The sequence below is a fragment of the Actomonas aquatica genome (assembly GCF_019679435.2).
Classification (GTDB): domain Bacteria; phylum Verrucomicrobiota; class Verrucomicrobiia; order Opitutales; family Opitutaceae; genus Actomonas; species Actomonas aquatica.
Window position 1 is genome coordinate 2,515,379 of record NZ_CP139781.1, and the last position, 15,065, is coordinate 2,530,443.

Consider the following 15,065-nt stretch of genomic DNA (forward strand, 5'->3'; position numbering starts at 1 on the left):
AGGCTCAGGGCGTGACGTTGCGGCCAAGGCAGTGCCCGCTCACCCGTCACTAAACACCTCCGGGTGCAACTCTCGCGCGAGTGCTTCGTAAGCTTTGATGCGATGATGCGACACGCTGCTCAGCATGTAGGGCGCGATCAGGGCGACACGCTTTTCGCGGATGGAGGCCATGAACGCATAAGGCGGCAACTTCGCGTAAGGCGCGAGGGCGTCGTCCACGGAATCCGCCGCGAGCACCACTTTCTCAATCGGCCAGGTAAGCATGCTCTCCACCGGCGGTGGCGCGTGGCCTTCGAGTCCGCCGAGCGTCGTCGCCAAATTCTCCGCGCCCGCATGGTCGCATAAATCCTGGAAGGTCGTGCCGGCTCCGCCGATCACACCGTAGGTCGAGGGTGCGATCACCTTCACCGGTTCCACGTTGGCCAAACGCGCCTCCAGCGCTGCCACGCGCGCTTCGCCGTCGGCGATGATGCGTTCGGCTTTCGCTTCGGCCTCCGGACCGATGGCCGCCGCGATCATGCGGAGATTGTGGTAGGCGTCGGTCAGCGTGCCGTAGTGCTCGATCTTGATAACCTTCACGCCGGCGCGCTCGATTTGCTCCAGCAATTCGACGCGGCTGTAGTCGGCGCCGATCACGAGCGTCGGACGATATTTGAGAATCGTTTCGGCGTCGCCGCGTTCGATTTTCGGGTAGGCCTTGGCCTCCTCCGCCACGGCCGAATACACCGGCTCGTAGGCGAGGTGGCTCAGGGCCGCAATCTGCTCGGGCTCGGCGAGCGCGAGCACGATTTCATCGGTGCCCACCGTCTGCGAGACGATGCGCACGGCTTCGGCCCGGGCCACGCCCAGGCCACCGGCAAACAAACCCACTCCCCCCGCCAGGAGGCGGAAGCCCAGGTGCAACAGTCGGAACATTTCCATGATTCTGGTGGGGAAAGTGCGGTCCGTTTGCCGGAGGCGGGAGAGCGTTAGAAGGACCAATCGATGCCGCCAAAGACACCCAGCGGCAACGCGGGATAACCGCTGATCGGCTCATAGGCCTTGTCGAAGGCATTCTCGATCCGTGCCTTCACGCGCAGACCGTTGCCGAGGTCGTAGGAACCGAAGAAGCGGAAGACCGTCCAGCCCGGCACCGCGACCGGCGCGCTGGAGCTGCCGTCGAAGCCACCGTCGACGCCTTCAAAACCGGCACCCACGATCAGCTCGTCGGTCGGGCGGAAAATCACCTGACCGGAGAAGCGGTGCTCGGGGCGACGCAGCAGCGGCACATCGAGCTCGTCGTTATCCGCATTGAGCTGCGTGTAGGCGAAACGCAGGGACACGCGCTCGGTGGCGTTGATCAACAACGCCGCTTCCACGCCGTCGCTGCTGGCGATGCCGGTGTTGAGCATGCCGGGAACGGTGAAGTCGTAGACCAACAGGTTTTCGAAATCGTTGGTGAAGTAGGTCAGGCTCGCGACCGCGACACCGTTACCGAACTCTTGGTCGATGCCGAAGTCCCAGCCTTCGGATTCTTCCGGCAGGATGTCCGGGTTGGCGTTATACCACGGGCCACCCTGCACGTAGATCGGACGCGGCGCGGCGAAGCCGGTGCCGTAGTTGACGCGCAGCTTGGTGCCGGTGGCGAAGACCTGCGAGGCTCCGGCCTTCCAGGTGGTGGCGTCACCGAACTGGTCGTAGTCGTCGTAACGCACACCACCGAAGAGCGTGGTGCCCTCGGCCGGCGTGTAGTTGACGAGTGCATACGCGGCGTTGGAGTCGTTCGCGAAACGGTCGTTGTCCGTCGGGCTTACGGTGGCGATGTCCTCGGTCTCGACGGTGATGCCTCCCACCACGGACACGCTCGAGGCGGGATCCCAGTTGGTCTGCCAATCGATCACGTTGCGCGTGTCGCGGCTGTAATAGTCGGTGTCCCAGGCGTTGCCCACCGGCGGCGGCACCGGGGTGTAAACATACTCCTGCTGCACCCAGCCGTAGGTCAGGCGGGAGCTCAGCTGGTCGGACGGTTGCCACAGCGCGTAGACCGTGGAGAGGTTCTCGCGGGAATCGACTTCACCCACGTAGGTGGAACCAACGCTGCCCGGCGAGCCGGTGTCGACGTCCTGACCGCGCAGGGTCCAGCCGACCGTCAGGCGGTCGTTCAACTGGGTCTCCAGACGCGCGGTGTAGGAGAACTGGTCGTAGGTGTTGTAGGCACGGTCGTTGTCGCTCGACACGCCAGAGAGCGAAGCGGCGTAATTGAGGCCGCTGGTCGCGCCCCGCCATTCGACGGAGCCGCGGTAGGTGTTGAACGAACCGGCTTCGAGGCTCACTTGGCCGCGGTTGTCACCGCCGCCCCGCGCCGACTCGAGCACGATCACGCCGCCCATCGCGCTGGCGCCGTAGAGGGTGCCTTGCGGACCGCGCAGGACTTCGGCGCGATCGAGACCGCAAATGCCCGCGGCGCCGAGGTAGTTGTTGTAGCTGGCGTCGCTGGTGTTCATGCGCACGCCGTCCACCATGAAGAGGGTGTGATCGGCGCCACCGCCGCGGATGAAGACGGAGGTCGGTCCGCCCGGCGCGCCGGTTTGCATGACGCTCAGACCGGGCACCTCACTGAGGGCGCTGGCCAGGCTGTCGACCTGCGCCGCGGCGAGGTCCGGCAGATCCATCACCGTGACGGAGGACGTCACGGCGGCGGCATCGGTGGGCGTGCGGTTGGCGGACACCACGAGCGTATCGAGCTCGGTGACCAAACTGGATTGGGCCAACGCGGCGACCGCGCTGGAAAGGAAAATACCCGTGAGAGAGGAACGGGCAGACAGGAGGTTCATGGGAACGTGTAACTGACTCTTGTTTCAGGTAAGAGCAGTGGCACGGCCACCCACCCCGATCTCGATCGGTGATGGATTTCGCTGAGCTGCTCTCACGCTTCATTTTTGCGATGAAGATTTCACGTCGGTTGCGCGCAAAAGATTCGCAGCCGACGCGTGAGCACCTCGAGACACCGTGTTCGGACTTCTCACGTCCCAGCTCGCTTCGCTCGCAAGTAAAAGAAGCCAAGTAACAAGTAGCAGGATAGAGACTTCATCCTGGCACTTCATTTCTTGGACCTTGGAACCTGCGCGCATCGCGCGAGCCTGCCTCCACTCCGCCTTCACCGCCGGCATTCGCCGAACGATTGGCTTTGCTCCAGACTCGCGGAGTGCGACCTGGATGGAGCTTTGGACTGGTGAGTTACCGCAGCGCAACTGTAGCCGAGTTTCACGGCTTTCCCTGCGCCTCGTGGCCTATGCGAAAGAACGGACGAGCACTCTCCGCTCCATCCCGCCCCCAAAGCAATGCTCAAGCTTGCGCAACTTTTGCTGCGGCCTGTCGGGATATTGGCCGACCCATTCGACATATCATCGCATTTTGATGTAATGATATGTTTCTTGCGTCCGATACTGATATTTCATTCAACCGACCTTCATGCCGACCGCCGACCACGATTCTGATTCCACCTCCGCCCTCCGTGCGCTTTTCGCCGAACGCATCGCCGTGCTCGATGGCGCCATGGGTTCGGTCGTCCAGGGCTACGGCCTCAGTGAGGATGATTTTCGCGGAGAACGCTTTGCCGACCACCCGCAGGACCTGAAGGGCAACAACGACCTGCTCTGCCTCACCCGGCCCGACATCGTGGAGGAGATCCACGCCCGCTACTTCGCCGCCGGGGCCGACATCGTGGAAACCAATACCTTCAGCGCCACCACCATCGGCCAGGCCGACTACGCGCTCGAGTCCGCCGTCACCGACATCAACACCGCCGCCGTCGCCTGTGCCCGCCGTGCCGCCACCGCCGCCGAAGCCGCCACGCCCGGCCGCCGCTGTTTTGTCGCCGGCGCCATGGGTCCGCTCAACCGCACCCTTTCGATGTCGCCCGACGTCAACCGCCCCGACTACCGCGCCGTGACTTGGGATCAGGTCGTCACCGCCTACACCGAACAGGTGCGTGCGCTCGTGGCCGCCGGCGTCGACGCCATTCTCGTCGAGACCATCTTCGACACCCTCAACGCCAAGGCCGCGCTCTTCGCCCTCGAGACCGTGTTTGAGGAAACCGGCACCCGCCTGCCGGTCATGATCAGCGTCACCATCACCGACGCCTCCGGCCGCACCCTCTCCGGCCAAACCATCGCCGCCTTCTATCACTCCATCCGCCACGCCCGCCCCTTCAGCGTCGGCATCAACTGCGCACTCGGCGCCAAGGAAATGCGCCCCTACCTCGAAGAGCTCGCCGGCCTCGCCGAGTGCGCCGTCACGTGCTACCCCAACGCCGGCCTGCCCAACGCCTTCGGCGGTTACGACGAGACGCCCGAACACATGGCCCACGACCTCGGAGGTTTCGCCAACGCCGGCCTCGTCAACCTCGTCGGCGGCTGCTGCGGCTCCACCCCCGACCACATCGCGGCCATCGCCAAGGCAGTCAAAACCCTGCCCGCCCGCGCCATCCCGCAACGCTCCAACGCCCTCCGCCTCTCCGGCCTCGAACCCCTCGTCGTGGCTTAAGCCACCCTGCCTACTCGCTACCCGCTACTCACTACTCGCTACTACTCAGTGAACGCTGCCTCCTCTTTCCTCGTCGTCGGTGAACGCACCAACATCACCGGCTCCCCCCGCTTCGCCAAACTGCTCAAGGCCGGCGATTGGGATGGCTGTCTCGCCATCGCCGCCCAACAGGTCGAAAACGGCGCCAATATCATCGACATCAATGTCGACGAGGCGCTCATCGACGGCGATGCGACCATGGTCAAGTTCCTCAACTTGATCGCCGCCGAGCCCGACATCGCCCGCGTGCCCATCATGCTCGATTCCTCGAAATGGAGCGTGCTCGAAGCCGGCCTCCAATGCCTCCAAGGCAAGGGCATCGTGAACTCCATCTCGCTCAAGGACGGCGAAGAGACCTTCCTGCAGCGCGCCCGCCTGCTCATGCGCTACGGCGCCGCCGCCGTCGTCATGGCCTTCGACGAGGACGGTCAGGCCGCCTCCCGCGATGACAAAGTGCGCATCTGCACCCGCGCCTACCAACTCCTCACCGGCATCGGCTTCCCGCCCGAGGACATCATTTTCGACCCCAACATCCTCACCGTCGCCACCGGCATCGAGGAGCACAACAACTACGCCCAGGACTTCTTTCAGGCCACCCGCATCATCAAGGAAACCCTGCCCCACGCCAAGGTCTCCGGCGGCGTCTCCAACGTGTCGTTTTCGTTCCGCGGCAACAACCCGGTCCGCGAAGCGATGCACACGGCCTTCCTGTATCACGCCATCCGCGAAGGCATGGACATGGCCATCGTCAACGCCGGCATGCTCGGCGTATACGACGAGATCGAGCCCACGCTGCGCGACCTCGTCGACGACGTGCTCCTCAACCGTAGCGACGACGCGACCGAGCGCCTCATCGAACACGCCGAAGCCCTCAAAGCCAGCGGCGCCAACAAGACTTCATCTTCAACTTCCAACCTAAACTCCGACGCGTGGCGCAAGCTCTCCGTCGAGGAGAGATTAAGCCACGCGTTGGTCAAAGGCATCGATACCTTCATCGAAGCCGACACCGAAGCCTGTCGCACCGACCCGCGATTCCCGCGCCCACTCGACATCATCGAGGGGCCGTTGATGGACGGCATGAAGGTCGTCGGCGACCTCTTCGGCGCCGGTAAGATGTTCCTGCCGCAGGTGGTCAAATCCGCCCGCGTGATGAAGAAAGCCGTCGCCTACCTCACCCCCTTCATGGAGGAGGAAAAAGCCCGCACCCTCGCCGCCGGTGGCACCGCCCGAACGCAGGGCAAATTTTTGATCGCGACCGTTAAGGGCGATGTCCACGACATCGGCAAAAACATCGTCGGCGTGGTGCTCGCGTGTAACAACTACGAGGTCGTCGACATGGGCGTGATGGTGCCCTGCGACAAGATCCTCGCCAAAGCCAAGGAGATCGGCGCCGACGTCATCGGCCTCTCCGGTCTCATCACCCCGTCGCTCGATGAGATGGTGCACGTCGCCCAGGAGATGAAGCGCACCGGCCTCGACGTCCCGTTGCTCGTCGGCGGCGCCACCACCAGCCTCGCCCACACCGCGGTCAAGATCGCGCCCGAATACGACCACGGCGTCGTGCACGTCCTCGACGCCTCGCGCGTCGTCAACGTCGTCAGCGCCCTGCTCAGCGACACGCAAAAGCCGGTCTTCCTCGCCGAAAACACGACCAAGCAGGACAAACAGCGCGCCGACTTCGCCGCCCGCCAAAACCGCAAACCCCTGCTCCCCTACGCCACCGCCCGGACACGCGCGCAGACCTTCGATTGGGACGACGTCGACATCCCCACGCCGGCGTTCCTCGGCACGAAAACCTTCGGGAGCGATCAGCGGTCAGCGATCAGCTCTCAGCTGCCCCAAGCACCAAAAGCTGACAGCCGACCGCTGAACACTGAGAGCTTCGACGGCGAAGCCATCCGCCTCGAGGACATCATCCCCTACATCGACTGGCGGCCGTTCTTCTCCACGTGGGAACTGCATGGTCGCTTCCCCGACATCCTCACCGACGAGGTCGTCGGCACCGAAGCCACCAAACTCTATGCCGACGCCCGCGCCATGCTTGATCGCATCGTGGCCGAGCAACGTTTCCGCCCGCGCGCTATCATGGGTTTCTACCTCGCCAACGCCGTGGGCGATTCCGTGGAAATCTACCGCGACGACTCGCGTAACGAGGTTCTGGATACTTTCCACTTCCTCCGCCAGCAACAGCCCAAGCCCGACGGCCAGTCCAATCACTGCCTCGCCGACTTCATCGCGCCGCGCCACAGCGGTCGGCTCGACTACCTCGGTGGTTTCGCGGTCACCGCCGGTCCGGAAGTCGAAGCCTGGTCGGCCGAATTCAAAGCCGCCGGCGACGACTACAACGCCATCATGGTGCAGGCCCTCGGCGACCGCATCGCCGAAGCCATGGCCGAGCTCTGCCACAAAAAGGCCCGCGACTTCGCCGGCTTCGGCCAAAGCGAGACACTGACGATGGACGAAGTCATCCGGGAAAAGTATCGCAGCATCCGCCCCGCGCCGGGTTATCCGGCCTGCCCCGATCACACTCAGAAGCGTCAGCTTTGGCAGCTCATGGACGTCGAGGCCGCGACCGGCATCGCGCTCACCGAAAGCTGCGCCATGACGCCGGGCAGCAGCGTGAGCGGCTTCTACTTCGCGCATCCAGATTCCAAATACTTCGCCATCGGCCGCCTCGGCAAAGACCAGGTCACCGACTACGCCGACCGCAGCGGCCGACCGCTCGCCGAAGTCGAGAAGTGGCTCGGACCGTATCTGGATTATTGAACGAAAACGCCCTCCCCGCATTGCGCTTCACGTAACGCTCGCCCTCACTGCGCCGCATGGACCTCGTCTTGCCCATCTACGTCGCGTTGTGCGCGGGCGTCGGCTTCTTCGGCCGCGACCGTAAACTGGGCTTCTGGGGCTACGTCTTGGTATCGCTGCTCTTCAGCCCCCTAATCGGCGCCATCGTCGTCGCCGCCTCCGCCCCCCGCGCCCCCAGCAGCTGACGCGGCGGCAAGGACTGATTCGAGATTCTAGTCACCGATTGCGCCAAACGTTGTGGCCGTGACTTGGCCAACGCCGAAAATGGGCTCGGCCCCTACTTCGACTACGACAGTGGGCGACCGTAGGAAAGCCGGCGAAACACCCACTCGATCGGCCCACGCTCGAACCGCTTGAGCCAGATCCAACTGAATACCGTGAACGCCAGGTAGACGGCGATCGCCAAGCCGATCTGTTGAGGCTTGTTCAGCTGCGCATACCACCCGAGCCCCGGGTGACAAAAGATCAGCGCGTAGACTCCCGCGCCGCCCATATATCCGGTCAGCGACAACCGCCCGTTATTGGCGAGCGCCCGGGACACCACGTGATTCGGCCCCAACTTTCGACTCAATGCCGCCAACAGGAACACGTAGGCAAAAATCGTCGCCAGCGTGAACACCGCATGCAGGACCGAAAGCACCAGCGAATCGGTGATCAGAAACTCGGGCCTCCCCTGCTGCCAGGCAAGCAGACCGAATCCCACGGAATAGAGCAACGCGAACCCAAACAGTTTCCTATACTTCTCCAGCTCGCTCATGAATGTGCGATGCCAGCCGTTGCTCCCGGCGAGGTATCCCACCAGAATCATCGCAAACGACATCCCGAGGTGAAATCCATTGTCGGCGTAGATCGTGCCATACTCGATCCAGCGCAACTTGGCCGCTGCCCAGAAAGGGCCCTGCGAATAGATCTGGCGCAGCTGGTCACCGGAATAGTCCTGCACAAACCAGCCGAACAGCTCGATCCAGCGCGGACGACCCACTACCTCGTAGAGCGACCCCCAGACAAAAAACGCCAAGCCCGCCAGGGTCAGCAGCAGACCACGGGGCCAACGCGAGATCAGATAGACCACGGTGCCAAACACCGCGTAGACGAGCAGGATTTCGGTCCAGAAAAAGAAGGTCGTATTAATCACCCCCAACAGGGCGAGCATTGCCATCCGACGCAGGAAGTAACCGGTGAAGGGCACCCCGCGGCTGGCAAAATTCTGTTGCTGGATCGCAATCCCGATACCGAAGAGCAGTGAGAAAATGGCGATGAACCGCCGGTTGATGATGAGCGGCATCCAAAAGCCCAGCACCTCATCCCACGAACTCGAAGGGGAATGCACTTCGTTCCCAAACGCCAAAGATCCGCCGTAGCTGTCGATGATGGAAACGAGGATCCCCAGCAGCACAAAGCCACGCACAAAGTCGAGGGTGGTGGTCCGATCCCGGACCGGATGCACCGAGCCGTTGGTAATGGATGAATTGGTCATGCGCACCCAGCGTGCATTGTTGTCCGCTTGTCGGGGAAGCGGGGTCGGGTCTCATATCGCCATGTGAGACTCCGTTTCGCCGGCCTACGCCCCCGTGGCCCCACTCGCCGCAGGAGAAATCGCGGCGGTATCCACAAACTCTCGCGGGGTTTGACCGCAGTGTTTTTTGAAGGTGCGGTGAAAGGAAGCCTTGGACGCAAATCCCACTTCCTGGGCCAAGCCGAAGAGAGACATGCGCCGTGCTCCCGGTTCCTGTGCGAGTTGTTTGAACGCATCCACCCGCAACTGGTTGACCAATTCGCTAAAGTTGCCGTGACCGCCTTCCAGCACCGCTTCGGTCAACGCCCGCTGGGCGAGTCCCAGCTCAGCCGCCGCTTGCGCCAGAGTTAGTTTCTGTTTTCGAAACAGACCGGTATCACGCAGCCGACCAATCACCGCAGTGGCCTCGGGACGGGTCATGGGTTCCTTCGGCCTCGCGAGGGGACTCGCCAGCAACCGCATGAACTTTGCCCGCATCTGCAGGATGAAGGAAAACCCTGCACCGTAGATACTCACAATGGCCGCACCATGCACGAGGTAAGAGACTGCGTAGCCCAGCGGATTCCATTTGCCGATAAACTTCACCAGCACCCAGCTCACCCAAAACGTTATCAAGGTGGGCAACAGACGCCGCAGCCAAACCCGCAGGACGTGATCCTCTGATTTGGACGCCAACTGCCGGCCCACCTTGACCAGCACGATGGTGTAGAAAAAGAAATGGAGACTGAAGATAAGGTCGTAGGTCCGAAAGAACTCCCGCACCGCTTCCGGGCTCTGAATGAGCACAAATCCACCGTAAATCCCCTCGCCCGGCACCAAGTAATACGCCGCAAATTCCATCAGCACCGCCGGCGTAAAATGCCACAACTCCGACCAACGAAACCGCTCTGCTGGAGCCATCAGATGGCGCAGGTGCAGGTAGATCGCGGGCAGGTAAGCCAAAGGAAAAGTGAACGGGATCGGCAACTCCCCGGCGCCCGGCGGATAGAAGATGCCTTCAACCGCTTTCTCGCCGCAACCGAGGGACATCAGGACAAAAAACAGCGCCAGATAACCGAATGAAACATGGCGAGGTCGTTGGGCCGCTACGATTCCCCCCAACACCAGTCCCTGGCCGGCAGTCACCAATAACACATAAAGGAGAATCAAGGTCGGCAGATCCATAGGCTCGTGAATTCAGCAAAAGAACTCCGCCATGCTGGGTCCACCGTCGAAATTCGCCTCCGCCCCCCGCGCCCCCAGCAGCTGACGCGGCCCCCTTCACTATAGACCTTGCCCCGGTATTACTTTTGATGCTTTTTCTTACTCATGAAGCTCACCAGTAAGGGTCAGGTCACCATCCCGCAACGACTGCGGAAGCGCTACGCTTTGACCCCAGATACTGAGGTGGTTTTTGAGGAGACCCCGGAAGGCGTCTTGATCAGACCCGCCAATATCGAGCGCCTGCAGAAGCTGCGCGTTGCGCTGCGGCGTTCCAAGGGATCGGCCGCCATCCAGCGTTCGGCTGAGTTACTGGACCTGACCCGGGGCGAGGACTGATCGGTGATTCTGGTCGATACCAACGTCCTCATCGACGTGCTGGCCGACGACCCGGATTGGGCCGAGTGGTCAGAGGCCCAATTGATAGCGGCCATCAAGCAAGAGGAACTCGCCATCAATCCGATCATCTACGCGGAGCTAGCCGTCGCCTATCGCACCGCCGCCGGACTGGAAAAGGCTCTAAAACACTGGCCCTTGACCCGCTTGGAGCTGCCATATGATGCGGGATTTCTAGCCGCCCATGCCTTTCGGGTCTATCGCCAGCGGGGCGGAACGAAACATCGCCCATTGCCCGATTTCTACATCGGCGCTCATGCCCAAACGTCCGGTCTTCGTCTGCTGACGCGCGACGGCAGCCGCTATGCCAGCTATTTCCCGCGCGTCCCGCTGATTACCCCCTGACGCGCCGAGCACACAAATCGTTCCCGATACATTGCGTCGCGTCCCCGGCCCGCTCAACTGAGAGCAGCTTGCCGCTCGTCCCTTCCCGCCCACGCCGCCACGGTCCCATCTGCCCATCCCCATGAACCGACGCACCTTTGTTTCCCATCTCGCCGTTGCCGGCGCCGCCACCGCCGCCTCCTCCCGTCTCTACGGCGAATCCTCCGTCAAACGTCCCACCCTCGGCATCATCGGCTGCGGCTGGTATGGCGGCGTGAACTACAACGTCTTCACCCGCTGCGGAGACTTCCTCGTCACCGGCCTGGCCGACGTGAACACCAAGAATCTGCAGAAAACCCTCACGCAGGTGGCCGAGCATCAAAAGGAGGTGCCGCAAACCTATGCCGACTACCGGCAGATGTTGGCCGAGAACGCACCCGACATCGTCATCATTGCCACGCCCGATCATTGGCACGCCCTGCCGACGATCGACGCCATCAAAGCCGGTTGTGATGTCTTCCTCGATAAACCCATCGGCGTCGACGTGATCGAGGGCGAGGCCATGGTCGCCGCCGCCCGCAAATATGATCGGGTCGTGCAGATCAACACCCAGCGGCGCAGCAACCCGTTGTATCAGGAAGCTCGTGACGCCTACATGCGCAGCGGTCGTCTCGGGCAGATCGCGCTCGTCGAGGCCTACAGTTACTTGAGCATCGAGGGCTACTCCACCGGACCTCGTCCGGTCGTGCCGGTGCCCGACCACCTCGACTACGAAGCCTACGCCGGGCCGGCCGAAAAGCAGCCCTACCGGGAGATCATTGAGAACCGTGGTTGGCGCTCCTTCATGGCCTACGGCAACGGCGTCATCGGTAACGTGGGGGTGCACACGCTCGACAAGGTGCGTTTCCTGCTCGATCTGCGCTGGCCGGACTACGTGCAGTCCACCGGAGGCATCTACGTCAACAAGGACTCGTTCTCCGACGTCTACGATACGCAGCACAGCACCTTCCATTACCCGGATCTCGACGTGAGTTGGGAACACCGCCTGTGGGGCGGCTCCCCGATTCCGCAGCGCCATTGGAGCGACCAGTGGGGAGCCCGCTTCCTCGGCGAACACGGCACGCTCAACCTGACCATGTATGACTACACCTTCACCCCGGCCGACGGCGGACCGGTCGAAGGGCGTCACATGATGTCGAAGAGCGGTGACCTCGAGAACATCGACTTCGGCAACGCCGGCGTCTTCCAAGTCGCCGAGGACAACCACGTAAAGGACTTCCTCGCCGCGCGCGAAACCCGCAGCCGGCCGATCGCCGACATCGAGGAAGGTCACATCTCGAGTTCCATGTGTGAGCTCGCCAACCTGTCCGTCGCCCTCGGCCGCCCCATCGCCTACGACCCGACGACGCGCACCGTCCCCGGCGACCCCGAGGCCACCGCCCGCCTCGCCCGCCCCTACCGCCCCCCCTACGTCCACCCGGATCCGGAGAACGTGTGAGGCGCGGCGTCCCAATCCCGTTGTAGGACTCGACCTCGTGTCGAGCCGCCGCGAAAAGGCAACGCACCGGCCTCACACGAGGCAACGCACCGGCCTCACACGAGGTGAGGCCCTTGTTGCTACACTTCGGAGTTCATTGCAGATGATCCGCTTCGCCGGCGTAGGCGACGCCGTCGATCAGGGTGCCGACGCAGTGCGTGGTGTATTCGAAGGGGTCGCCGTTGAAGAGCGCGAGGTCCGCGTCCTTGCCGACTTCGATCGTGCCCACGCGGTCGGCCAGACCGAGGATCTCCGCCGGCGCGCGCGTGATGCTCGCCATGGCTTCGTCCCAGCTCAGCCCGCGCGCCACCAGCAACCCGGCTTCAAACAATACCGTGCGCGTTTTGGGCGCATACGCTTCGTAGCCACTTTGGATCGCAAACGGAATGCCCGCGGCCTGCAGCTTCGCCGCCGTCTCCATGCTCAGGTTCTCCAACTCACCCGCCGCCCGCGCCATCGTGGGATGCAGGATTACCGGGAAACCGGACGCCTTGATTTGATCGAGCACCAGATGCGCCTCGGCGCAGCCATCGAGGATGATCTCGAGGTCAAACTCTGCCGCGACGCGCAACGCGCCGAGAATGTCGACCGCTCGTTGCGCGGTGATCAGCAGCGGCTGCTCACCAGACAGTGCACGGCCCAAAGCCTCGAGATGCAGATCGCGGCCGGGGCGTTTGGACTCGTCCTCGAGCGCGCGCTTGGTCGCGTATTCCTGCGCTTTGATCAGATCGGCGCGCAGCATGGCGATCGCCTTGGGGCGGGTGCCCGGCGCTTTGCCTTTGGCCGCATCACTGGCGATCGCATCCATGCCCAACGACACCGTCACCATGCGCTGCGGCAGGATCACGTCCTCGTCGGCGGTGCGACCGTGGAGCTTCACCACCATGGTTGAACCGGACACCAGGGTGCCCGGACCGTGCCCGGTGTTGATCGTGGTCACACCCAGTCCGCGCGAAAACGCGACAAACTCCTCCTTGGCGTTGTAGGCATCGATCGCGCGCAGGTCCGCCTGCAGCGGCGCACTTTCATCGAGCATGTCCTGATCGTGCGGTTGGTTGAGAATACCCGACAGGCCCACCACCGAATGCGCGTCGACGAGTCCCGGCACCACCACCGCCACCTCGAGCGTGCGGATGCCAGCCGGCAGGGTCATGGCCGCAGCCGGGCCGACTTGGACGATTTTGCCGTCCTCGACGAGCACGATGGCGTTCTCAATCGGTTCGCCGGCCATGGTGTGCAGGGTGTCGGCGTGCACCGCGATGGTCTCCGCCGAGGTCGTCAGCGCGCCGCCCGCCACGGCCGCCAGTAACAGAATTTTTGATACAATGGTCTTCATGGCGTGTTCCTCAGTGCGTGTGTTCAAAGTCGATCTGGCTGGAGTAGCAGCACAGGTAGGGAGCGACCGGCGAGCTCGCGCCGAATCCGCCCACGGCAAACAAATGATCCTCCGGATCACTGCGATCGAAGACGCGTTGGCCTTCGACGAAGGTTTGTTCGACCACCGTGTAAACGCTCAGCGGGTCGCCGGAGAGCACGAGGAAATCGGCGTCTTTGCCGGCCTCGAGCGAACCGACGCGATCATCGAGCCCGAGGATCTTGGCGTTGTTGATGGTGAGGCCGCGCAGGGCGCCCTCGGGGGTCATGCCGCCGCGCACGGCCAACGCGCCGGTGCGCAGGAAAAGGCGTGAATCGGTGATGTAGTCGTCGGTATGAAAGCCGACCATCACGCCCGCCTTTTCGAGCGCCGCGCCGGTGCGCCAGGCGAAGTCGGCTGCCTCCAGTTTTCCGCCCGGACTGTCGAGCACGATGAGCGAACACGGCACACCGGCGGCAGCAATTTGGTCGGCCACCTTCCAGCCCTCGCTAACGTGATGCAGCACGACATTGAAGCCGAACTCCTGCTTCAGGCGCAGCACCGTGATGATGTCATCGTGGCGATGGGTGTGGTGTTGCACCACCCGCTCGCCGTCGAGGACTTCGACGAGGATCTCCATACCGAGATCACGCGCCGGTTTTTTCTCCGGGTCGTCACCGGCGGCGGCGAGTTTGTCGCGATACTCCTGCGCGGCGATGTAGGCCTCGCGCACGAGCGCGGCGGACTTGGCGCGGGAACCGGGGAACTTGGCCAGTTTGTCCTGGCGGATCGAGTTGGTGCCATTGGCCATCTTCAGGCCACCGGCGGTGCGGCCGTTCGGCAGCGTAATGAGCATCTCGTCGACCGTGCCCACGTCACGCAGCTTGGCGTAAATGGTTTGGCCGCTGATGAGGTGGCCGGAGCCCGGCATGAGATTGGCCGTGGTGATCCCGCCGGCTTGCGCGCGCTGCACCGTGGCGTCGCGGGCGTCGATGCCGTCGAGGGCCCGCATGCTGGGTTGGATGGCATCGGAGTTGTCGGCGGAAAAGCCCGGCCAACCGCCGATGTGGGAATGCGAATCGACCAACCCCGGCATAATGACCTTGCCGCCGACATCAATGGTCTGTGCATCGGCCGGAATCTCGACCGAACCCTCCGCGCCGACCGCGAGAATTTTACCGTCTTGAATGACCAGGACGCCCGTCTCAATGGGGTCCCCCGTGATGGGCAGAATCCGGGCCCCCGTATAGGCCACCGGCGATTCCTGCGCAAAGAGCGTCGCCACCGAACAAACCAGTGCGACGAATGTAACAGGTTTGAGCATGCGGGCAGAAAACCGGTCTGGGCACAGAGCGCAACGCACCACTGCC

12 protein-coding genes are annotated in these 15,065 nt (G+C 63.1%); 6 read left to right on the forward strand and 6 right to left on the reverse strand.

Features of this window, described 5'->3' with window-relative positions; genetic code table 11:
* Positions 1–39: 39 nt before the first annotated feature.
* Together K1X11_RS09950 and K1X11_RS09955 are read right to left on the reverse strand one after the other, a co-directional pair.
* Positions 40–921, reverse strand: coding sequence for an ABC transporter substrate-binding protein (locus tag K1X11_RS09950; RefSeq protein ID WP_221032189.1), 882 nt, complete (start codon positions 919–921; stop codon positions 40–42).
* 47 nt (positions 922–968) lie between these two features.
* On the reverse strand, positions 969–2,813 hold the full coding sequence (locus tag K1X11_RS09955; protein ID WP_221032190.1) for a TonB-dependent receptor plug domain-containing protein: 1,845 nt from the start codon (positions 2,811–2,813) through the stop codon (positions 969–971).
* A gap of 637 nt (positions 2,814–3,450) precedes the next feature.
* Between K1X11_RS09955 and K1X11_RS23500 the strand changes: the two genes are divergently transcribed.
* Genes K1X11_RS23500 through K1X11_RS09970 form a run of 3 tightly spaced genes read left to right on the forward strand, consistent with a single transcriptional unit; the run spans position 3,451 to position 7,553 of the window.
* On the forward strand, positions 3,451–4,524 hold the full coding sequence (locus tag K1X11_RS23500; protein WP_221032191.1) for a homocysteine S-methyltransferase family protein: 1,074 nt from the start codon (positions 3,451–3,453) through the stop codon (positions 4,522–4,524).
* A gap of 48 nt (positions 4,525–4,572) precedes the next feature.
* The gene (locus K1X11_RS09965; protein ID WP_324726156.1) at positions 4,573–7,329 is read left to right on the forward strand and encodes a vitamin B12 dependent-methionine synthase activation domain-containing protein; all 2,757 of its coding nucleotides are present in this window, start codon (positions 4,573–4,575) and stop codon (positions 7,327–7,329) included.
* Between the two features lie 56 nt (positions 7,330–7,385).
* Positions 7,386–7,553 (forward strand): hypothetical protein, encoded by a 168-nt coding sequence (locus tag K1X11_RS09970; protein ID WP_221032192.1) that lies wholly within the window; start codon positions 7,386–7,388, stop codon positions 7,551–7,553.
* A 101-nt stretch (positions 7,554–7,654) separates the two neighbouring features.
* Here the strand turns inward: K1X11_RS09970 and K1X11_RS09975 are convergent, their stop codons facing one another.
* Together K1X11_RS09975 and K1X11_RS09980 are read right to left on the reverse strand one after the other, a co-directional pair.
* A complete protein-coding gene (locus tag K1X11_RS09975; protein WP_221032193.1) occupies positions 7,655–8,845 on the reverse strand; it encodes a DUF418 domain-containing protein in 1,191 nt (396 codons plus the stop codon).
* A gap of 84 nt (positions 8,846–8,929) precedes the next feature.
* Complete coding sequence (locus K1X11_RS09980) at positions 8,930–10,048, reverse strand: helix-turn-helix transcriptional regulator (protein ID WP_221032194.1); 1,119 nt, start codon at positions 10,046–10,048, stop codon at positions 8,930–8,932.
* Between the two features lie 144 nt (positions 10,049–10,192).
* On the opposite strand from K1X11_RS09980, the gene K1X11_RS09985 reads away from it, so the two are divergent.
* The 3 genes from K1X11_RS09985 to K1X11_RS09995 all read left to right on the forward strand — a co-directional run bounded on the left by K1X11_RS09985 (position 10,193) and on the right by K1X11_RS09995 (position 12,302).
* Complete coding sequence (locus tag K1X11_RS09985; protein ID WP_221032195.1) at positions 10,193–10,423, forward strand: AbrB/MazE/SpoVT family DNA-binding domain-containing protein; 231 nt, start codon at positions 10,193–10,195, stop codon at positions 10,421–10,423.
* A gap of 3 nt (positions 10,424–10,426) precedes the next feature.
* The gene (locus tag K1X11_RS09990; protein ID WP_221032196.1) at positions 10,427–10,825 is read left to right on the forward strand and encodes a type II toxin-antitoxin system VapC family toxin; all 399 of its coding nucleotides are present in this window, start codon (positions 10,427–10,429) and stop codon (positions 10,823–10,825) included.
* A 121-nt stretch (positions 10,826–10,946) separates the two neighbouring features.
* Positions 10,947–12,302, forward strand: a complete 1,356-nt coding sequence (locus K1X11_RS09995; protein ID WP_221032197.1) for a Gfo/Idh/MocA family protein — start codon at positions 10,947–10,949, stop codon at positions 12,300–12,302.
* A gap of 133 nt (positions 12,303–12,435) precedes the next feature.
* Here K1X11_RS09995 and K1X11_RS10000 read toward each other — a convergent pair whose 3' ends face one another.
* Complete coding sequence (locus tag K1X11_RS10000) at positions 12,436–13,704, reverse strand: amidohydrolase family protein (protein ID WP_324726157.1); 1,269 nt, start codon at positions 13,702–13,704, stop codon at positions 12,436–12,438.
* Positions 13,688–15,019, reverse strand: coding sequence for an amidohydrolase family protein (locus K1X11_RS10005; RefSeq protein WP_221032199.1), 1,332 nt, complete (start codon positions 15,017–15,019; stop codon positions 13,688–13,690). Before K1X11_RS10005 ends, K1X11_RS10000 begins: the two co-directional genes overlap by 17 nt.
* Between the last annotated feature and the right edge of the window lie 46 nt (positions 15,020–15,065).